At 67.4% G+C, this 5,441-nt stretch carries 4 protein-coding genes and 2 pseudogenes; 4 read left to right on the top strand and 2 right to left on the bottom strand.

Annotated features, from left to right (window positions below; translation table 11 throughout):
* Positions 1-65: 65 nt before the first annotated feature.
* Together ACFVVO_RS39280 and ACFVVO_RS39275 are read left to right on the top strand one after the other, a co-directional pair.
* A pseudogene (locus ACFVVO_RS39280) lies at positions 66-630 on the top strand (transposase family protein); the annotation flags it as partial.
* Positions 631-980: 350 nt separating this feature from the next.
* Positions 981-1,619, top strand: a complete 639-nt coding sequence (locus ACFVVO_RS39275; RefSeq protein WP_390061674.1) for a hypothetical protein — start codon at positions 981-983, stop codon at positions 1,617-1,619.
* Positions 1,620-1,899: 280 nt separating this feature from the next.
* Here ACFVVO_RS39275 and ACFVVO_RS39270 read toward each other — a convergent pair whose 3' ends face one another.
* Positions 1,900-2,202: a hypothetical protein gene (locus ACFVVO_RS39270; RefSeq protein WP_390061673.1), complete on the bottom strand. Its 303-nt coding sequence runs from the start codon at positions 2,200-2,202 to the stop codon at positions 1,900-1,902.
* A 34-nt stretch (positions 2,203-2,236) separates the two neighbouring features.
* On the opposite strand from ACFVVO_RS39270, the gene ACFVVO_RS39265 reads away from it, so the two are divergent.
* Positions 2,237-2,596: a DUF6236 family protein gene (locus tag ACFVVO_RS39265; RefSeq protein ID WP_390061675.1), complete on the top strand. Its 360-nt coding sequence runs from the start codon at positions 2,237-2,239 to the stop codon at positions 2,594-2,596.
* A gap of 241 nt (positions 2,597-2,837) precedes the next feature.
* Here ACFVVO_RS39265 and ACFVVO_RS39260 read toward each other — a convergent pair.
* Positions 2,838-3,542, bottom strand: a pseudogene (locus ACFVVO_RS39260) (FAD-dependent oxidoreductase); the annotation flags it as partial.
* Positions 3,543-4,053: 511 nt separating this feature from the next.
* On the opposite strand from ACFVVO_RS39260, the gene ACFVVO_RS39255 reads away from it, so the two are divergent.
* Positions 4,054-4,869, top strand: a complete 816-nt coding sequence (locus tag ACFVVO_RS39255) for a hypothetical protein (protein ID WP_390061672.1) — start codon at positions 4,054-4,056, stop codon at positions 4,867-4,869.
* Positions 4,870-5,441: the final 572 nt, after the last annotated feature.

The following is a 5,441-nucleotide window of genomic DNA, read 5'->3' as shown; positions in this document are numbered from 1 at the left end:
GGCTAAGACCGACCGGCAGTAGGCGTGCTGGGCATGCCCAGCACGCCTACTGCCGGTCGGTCTAAATAGCCCCGTTCACCGGGCTGAGCCTGCGTGCCTTTGGGAAGCTGGTAACCGTGCTGCGGCGCGAGGGTGCGGACGCAATCCGCAAGGGGCGACCGTGGGGCCTGTGCCGGGAGGACCGGGCGCTGCTGGTCGCGGCGTACTGGCGCGCCGACTTGATGAGCGCGCCAGCTCGCTCCGCTGTTCGGGGTTTCCAAGTCCACGGCGGATTGTGTGATCGACCATCTCGGTCCCATGCTCGCGCTTCAGCATGCAAGCGGTTCGCCAAGAGCGCCGTGCTCATCGTGGACGGCACCTGGTGCCCACCCGCGACCACACCCTCGCCGAGCAGTCGAAGAACTCCGCTACTCCACGAACCACCAGGTCGTCATCGACGCCCGCATCCGGCTCGTCGTCGTGGTCGGCCGATCGCTTCCCGGCAACCGCAATGACTGCGAAGCCTGGGAGGAGTCCGGGGCCAATGCCGCCGTCGGCAACACCACGACGATCGCCGACGGCGGCCACCCGGGCACCGGCCTCGTGATGCCTCACCGGCGTCGCAAGGGCGAGGAACTGCCACAGTGGAAGCGAGCGGTTCGGCGGGAGAGGGTGACGATCTGAGCGGCGGTGAAGAAGAGTCGCAATCGCAGGCGGCGCGGTTCCGCCGTCGGGCCTTGCCGGTGAGGGCGAGCTTGGACAACCAGTGTGCTCCGCGGCGCGGCCTGCGCCGCTGATCACCGGAGGCCATGCCATTCGGTCGCAGAACCCGCACCATAGGCCTGGGACCGGAACCGGCAGGGGGTTACTCGTGACGTCGAAACGGGGCGCTTCACCCGTACTATCACTGCACCAGGGCACATTGCGGCCGTAACGCCATCCCTGGCCCGCTTCAACAGCTCGCCAGAGTCACGTCCCGGCCGCCGACCAAGGAGACAATCATGTCTGAAGGCACGGCGTCAGCAACCGCGTTGACCTCGCAGTACATCAGTCAGGTGGCCAGTGACCTCGAGAACAACGTCAAGGAGCAGGAGCGCGTTGCTGCGGAACTCGGCGCACTGCAGGAGCAGTTGACTGCACTCCAGCACGACCATGGAGTACTGGTGAGCATGCAGCAGGCGCTCGGTGTCCCCACTCCGATCACTGCACCTTCCAACGTCGACAGCGCCGTGGTGCCTTCGCCCAGGAACAAGGCCACTGCCGCGTCCGGTGCTCGGCGACCGGCAAAGACGGCCGCGGTGAAGTCACCCAAGGGCAAGGAGCAGCCCAGTGCGAAGGCCGTGGCCAGGAAGTCGGTCGCGCGAAAGGGGACCCATCCGACCCTGGTCGATCTCATCCACCGTCACCTCACCGAGCAGAACGAACCCCGTTCCGCGGCAGAAGTGGCCAAGGCACTCAGCGATGCGCACCCCGACCGCAACATCTCGTCCAACGTCGTGCGCACCACCCTCGAAAACCTCGTTGCCAGGAGCCTGGTGCAGCGGAACAAGCAGGGCAGTTCTGTCTTCTACACCACTTCCTCCTCGCCGCAGCCGACAGCAGCGCCCAAGGAAGAGGCACAGCCCGACACTGACAAGTGAAGATAATGGGCTCAGCGCTCCGTGACTGCGTTCGCTGGCCGTGGGGCATCGATCAGTGCGTTTGAAGAGTAGAGAGCAGGTGTCCACGAGCCGGTGAACTAGTGATGGAGCGGTGAGCGGCTACGGCGGCACTTGGCCCAACGGAGCACTTCTGACGCACAGCTGTGGGTTGCGCACGGTCCGGCTGAAGCATCTGCCCACAGCGCACTTCCCTCTCGAAGGCGGTCAGTCATCCGGGTTCGTGGAGAACTTTGGCCCTGCGGAGGCTGTCGAAGCTGCATCAGAGCATCTGCTGGCTCTGGTGAATGCTCACGGTGATGAGCTGCGCCGCGGCTTCGGCATCCACCGCGATCAGGATCTGCAGGCGACTGGCGGGGTCAATCCTGAGCCTTCTCCTCCCGGGACTGTGGCGCAGGTGCATCGTTTGTGCCAGGCCGGCCGCTTCGGTGAGCGGCCTCTTGCCGGCTTGTATCCCGGCGAGACGGCGGCTCCTCTGCGTGAGCGCCTTGCGGGATTCCGGTCTGGCAGTGCTGGCTGTCCGTAACCCCGTGAGGCGCCGGTCCGGTCGTGAGCGGCTTGGCATGGATCCTTCTCCCGCCTGGGCGTGAAAGCGTGCACTGGCTGCTGAAGTCGGCCGCCGGACCGCCTTCGCCCCCCCTCCCGACCAGGTCGCCGCGCATATGGCGACGGACCTGTGGGACGCGGAACGCATGGCGGCAGTTCTCCTCGGTGAGACCGAAACGCTCATGAGTGCAGACGACTTGACGAGTCGAGTCGGAGTTCTGTCGATGGAATACGTCCTACCCGAGCGGCTGGCCAGCGTGCCTACCGACAAGATCGTGGAGCAGGACGAAGTTGACGCCGCCGCAACCGTCATCGCGGTCCCGGTCGCCGAGAACGCCGCACTCCGCGATCAACTCGCGAGAAGATCAGCCGTGGTGGTCCCTCTCGATCGCGGGCACGCAGTGGGAGCATGACCACTGGCATCGTGCCAACGACTGACGGCTCGAGGCATGGCAGCGCAAGCACATTTCATGCGCCGGCAGGCCCGCGGGGAGGGTCGGACCGGATTTTGGCGGTAGTGGGCTGAGGGCTGTGTTCGGTGCAGGCGTTCATGCGTTCGTCCAACGGTGGTTTGCCGGAAGGGACCGCGGCGGTGCCGCACTGTCCCGTGCAGCCGTGGCGAGCTGTTGGTGCTGGTGCTCTCGCGCTTGGCAGTCAGGAGGCCTGGACTTGGTCGAAGAGGGCGAGGGCTTCGGCGGGGTCCGGGCTCACAAGGCGTTCCAGACCGGCCGTCGTGATCTTCGCCCACCTGCCGGCCCGTGCCCACATCCGTTCCTCGAAGGCGCGGACGGCCTCGTCCAGATCTCCAGGGCCGGTGGCGATGGACTCGGCGAGTTCGGCGCCTTCCAGCATCGCGAGATTCGCGCCCGCCCCCAACGGGGGCATCAGGTGGGCGGCGTCGCCCAGTAGCGTCACCCCGGAGACGGGGGTCCAGGTGTGGGACACGGGCAGGACGTAGAGGGGGCGGTGGACGAAAGCGGTGCCGTGGCGAAGGAGGTCGAGGACGGGAGCGGCCCAGCCGTCGAACAGAGCCAGCAGGCTCGATCGCACGGCCTCGACGTCGGCCAGGTCCAGGTTCGCGTGCCAGTCCAGCGGCGCGCGGAACTGGGCGTACACCTTGACCTGGCCGCCGCTGTTGCGCTGGGCGACGAGAGCTCGGTTCACGCCGTACACAGCCACGGAACCGTCGCCGATCAACCGGGCGAGGTCAGGGTGGCGGGTGTCGACGTCGTCCAGGGAGGTCTCGACCGAGGTGACGCCGGTGTAGTGCGGCGTCACCGACGAGACTGCCGGGCGGATCCGGGACCAGGCGCCGTCCGCGCCGACTACGAGATCGAACGTCTCCTGTCGCCCATCCCTCCAGGTGCGGAGCGGTATCCGATACCACCGTCGCGGACCAGGTCTTCGACCTCGCCATGATCGCGCAGGACTCCTGGGCGCATCAGGCCGTCGCGGGCGCGGCCGGCCCCGCGTCTGCCCGTGAGATCGAGGCAGCGCTTGAGCCCGTCGGCGCGGCCGGAGCCATCGAGTTGATGACCGACCTGTCGACCTTCGATCTCGTCTACTCGCGAAGCCTGCTCCGGGACCGTGATCACGCGAAGTGGGCGGCCACCCGGGGGGGGCGAAGCTGCTTGGTCCTGGCACCAGTTGGGTTACGAACATGGAGGGCATGGGCAACGGCCGCGGGTGGACGCCCGTCACCCGACAGGCATCGATGTCGTCGTTGCCGGAACCAACAGCGAGCAGTTCGCGAAGACTGCTCGCGCTGGGTGACGACTAGCGGGAGCAGGGCCCCTTACCTGGGCTGATGGCCGACCCGGCCGGATAATCAGCTATGGCTCAGGTCGCTCGCAGTGGGAGCATGCGCGTCATGCACTCCTGGGATTCTCTGACGATCGCCGAACAGACACTTATGCGTCGTGCCATCTCGGGGTACTCCCTGGCCGGGATGGTCCAGAACTACGGCGTGGCACTGCGCTGGGCCGGTGCTGCACAGGCTCCGCCCCTGCGCAGCCTCACCGAGGACGAGCAACGCGCCCTGGTCCCGCAGCTCGCTGGCGTGGCCCTCGATCTCGCCGAACGCGGGCTGCTGACCGTCCACGAGGGAGAGAGCCACCGCGCCGTCGCCCCTGTCCTGGTGACAGGTCCCGAACTCCACGAGGTCCTCACCGATCCGACCAACTGGCTGTGGACCGCCCGCCCCAGCCGCCGCTTCAGCCTCGCCGCCCCGCCGCCCGTGCGCGAGCACTGGTTCGACGGCGCACATCCGACTGCAGACACCAGCGCGCTTCCCACCTGGGACGAGCTGAGCGTTGAGGAACGCGAAGTCCTGGTCTGCGCGGCCGAGTCGAGCGGCATGCTCACGGGGGCGTTCGGCATCTGGGAGGATCCGCCGGACGACCTGGACAGCGCCGAGCGCCTTGCCTGGGTGGACCGGCAACTCGCCGCGCTGCTGCCCTTCGTCCGCAAAGGCTGGATCGAGGTCCAGCACTGCCCCGACGAGCACAGCGATGCCTTCACCGTGATCCCCCTCGACGGACTCCGTACTGCCCTCACGGATGCCGCCATCCGCTACGAAGGCGACGAATGGGGCATTGGCGTCGGCTGTATTTTCACCTACGCGGGACTGGCGGTCTGGCGCGGTGGGTGGAGCAGCGAATGGGGACGCCGCCTCAACTTCGACTGATCCCTGCCCGCCGCCGCACCGCAGTCAGCGCCGTCCACCCCTGTCCCACGACACCCAGCACGGCGCCCCGGCAGGAGCCGGCAGCGCGACACGCCCGGACACTCCTGGGCGCCGAGATTGTTGACCACTACTTTTAGCAAGTCGCCTGCGAGCGGCCCCGTCGGTCCGTGAACTGGGCAGTTCTGATAAGCAGGCGTATTCGTGGACGCACCGCCACCCAAGTCGCCCCGCAGACCGACCACTTGGCCAGTCCTTCGCCGTCCAGTTCGGCCGCCATCCGCTTCCTCTCGGCGCGACCGCCTCCACTGCCTGGCCCGACACACCGCGACACAGAACACCGCGTCGGGCCGCGCTCCCGGCCTCAGCCGTTCACCACAGCCCCCGCACACCCGCTCTTCGGCCCGCCCGGCGTCCTCGGACACCACGTCGGCGTGGAGCCAGAGGCTACCCACCAAGCCGGTTCAGGAACAGGCACTCAGAGGTCGTTTTTCTCTTGAGTGTGGTGCTCTGGGGTGCTTTGTTCTGCCTGCCGACGTGCTGCTGCTGAGGCTGTGGTGGCGCTTCTGCGTGGT

The organism is Streptomyces sp. NPDC058145 (assembly GCF_042884245.1).
GTDB lineage: Bacteria > Actinomycetota > Actinomycetes > Streptomycetales > Streptomycetaceae > Streptomyces.
The sequence above is the reverse complement of the archived record's forward strand: the minus strand, read 5'-3'. Positions and strand labels throughout refer to the sequence as shown.

Bases quoted from the DNA above. Each gene is read 5' to 3' on its own strand.
- ACFVVO_RS39275 (WP_390061674.1), top strand. From the start codon at position 981: ATGTCTGAAGGCACGGCGTCAGCAACCGCGTTGACCTCGCAGTACATC.
- ACFVVO_RS39270 (WP_390061673.1), bottom strand. From the start codon at position 2,202: ATGCCAAGCCGCTCACGACCGGACCGGCGCCTCACGGGGTTACGGACA.
- ACFVVO_RS39255 (WP_390061672.1), top strand. From the start codon at position 4,054: ATGCACTCCTGGGATTCTCTGACGATCGCCGAACAGACACTTATGCGT.